General features: G+C 42.1%; 2 protein-coding genes. Both read right to left on the bottom strand.

Annotation, left to right across the window (positions count from 1 at the left end):
- Positions 1-1,203: FapA family protein (locus tag OEM52_15065; GenBank protein MDK9701454.1), on the bottom strand; the 1,203-nt coding region annotated here is incomplete at its 3' end.
- A gap of 45 nt (positions 1,204-1,248) precedes the next feature.
- A complete protein-coding gene (locus OEM52_15060; protein ID MDK9701453.1) occupies positions 1,249-1,665 on the bottom strand; it encodes a hypothetical protein in 417 nt (138 codons plus the stop codon).
- Between the last annotated feature and the right edge of the window lie 256 nt (positions 1,666-1,921).

The following is a 1,921-nucleotide window of genomic DNA, read 5'->3' as shown; positions in this document are numbered from 1 at the left end:
GGAACCAAAGTATTGTCCAAGCTTGTTAATGCTTTGCTCAGCATGAGAAATCACTAACTGATTTTGTTCTAACCGTTTCGCAGAAAAATGGGCAGTACCAATGTTGATTTCGGTCGGTTGTTCGTTAGGAGACTCAACAATATTTTTTACTCGAATCGAGTTGTTAGCAATGAGTTTGCACCCGCAGGCGTTCTCAGCTATGATCACATCTGCAACAACATTCGTACCAACAATGCTGCCAGATATCACCACTTGATCTTTCGCCGATAAACTGCCTCCGCTGATCGACCCATCGACCATAATGCTTTTATCACTTACCAGTTCAGCATTACCGACATTTCCATTGACCATTATGTTATCGTGTGATTCAATGTGACTACTGGGATCAACATTACCAGCAACCGCAATCGTTTCGGCGGAAATCACGATACTACGTTCATCGATGTTACCGCGCACATCTATCGCCTGATCGGTAAACACTCGAGATTTTGTTATCGACCCGCCAATTCGTGCTTGTTCTTTCGAAATTATCGAAGTACCGATGATTGAACCGCGAATTGACGCATCTTTTTGGCTGACTAAATTTGAATCGTGGACATCACCTTGTACGATAATCGAGTTACCAGATGAGAGATACCCCTGTCCCTCGATATTGCCTGTAATGATGATACTGCTCGTGGAAGAAATACTGCTTCCCGGTTTTAGATTCCCCCGAATCTCCACTGCATCGTTGGTAGTGAGGTTTATTTTTTCCTCACTAATTATTACCCGCAAAGGGACAACCGAAACACTCACTTTGTAAGTGAAGTTTTTCTTCACATTCGCGGTTACCATCGGCCGAGTAAAGGTCTGGATTTGAGCAACTCCATCGCGTAGCGCATAGATCGCGAGACCCTGCGCGCTACACATCGCACCTTCTCCCGCTTCCAGTTCAACGTCAAGTCCGGACACTCCTTCGACATGATTGCCAAACAAATCCGTTCCACGATTGCTTGAAGCCGTTTTTGGGTTTTTTTTACAAATCATTTTCCCGGAGTTGACACGAAGGGAATTTTGAAACTCTTCGATGTTTGTAGGATCGGGTAAAGTGCTTACAAAAAACTCTAACTCGGCGTTTTTTCCGCTTTCCGGAAAAATGCCCGTTGCAACTATCGCCATCTGTGATACTTGGTCTGCAATCGCTTTTTCAAGCTGTTGGGCAATAACATTCTGTTTAAAAAAAATATCCTGTATTCGTGATTGTTTTAATCATTCACTTATCTTTTCCATTGTAATCTGTGAGCCATCTTCATTTATCGGATGGATCGTAAGTCGGGCAATCATATCCTTGTATTCGACCCCATCGGTGGTAACTAAGGGGAGAATCGATAACTGTGGTTTTCCCTTTTGCTCTCCAGAGATTTGCAATCGAAATGTTGCAATGACAGTTGATTCATATTCTGTATTATCAAGAGTTTCAGCAAATTCTAATGAATTCAACGGAATGTTAGTTTGCTCTGAGAGTTTGCTCTTGATGTGTCGTAACAATTGAGTGGTGATTTCAATCGAATCTAACGATTCTTTCAAAAATCTGGCGTGAGCAAGCCAGCTATGGGCAGTTTCTACCTCAAAATCCAATTTGAGATCTGCCAAGACATCAGAGAATTTTAACTTCGATTGCTTCATTTGTTTTCTCGAACCGAATCAGAATCCTGTAACGCGATCTTGCGACCATTCATCTATGATAATCTGCTTCAACAGTCTGTGTTGCGAAGAAATGTATTCCGATGGTGGTGGTGTTCGGACGAAACGACAGTGTATGTAAGTTGACCTCTTTCAGCAAGATAAGTAAAAAATGGATGGAAAAAGTAGTGCTGTGAACAATCTTTGAAATTCTATCGTTGCTGTTGCTTTGAGTGAATTTTCGTGATACTACCGAATT

Source organism: bacterium (assembly GCA_030247525.1).
Taxonomy (GTDB): Bacteria; Electryoneota; JAOADG01; order JAOADG01; family JAOADG01; genus JAOTSC01.
The sequence above is the reverse complement of the archived record's forward strand: the minus strand, read 5'-3'. Positions and strand labels throughout refer to the sequence as shown.

Bases quoted from the DNA above. Each gene is read 5' to 3' on its own strand.
- OEM52_15060 (MDK9701453.1), bottom strand. From the start codon at position 1,665: ATGAAGCAATCGAAGTTAAAATTCTCTGATGTCTTGGCAGATCTCAAA.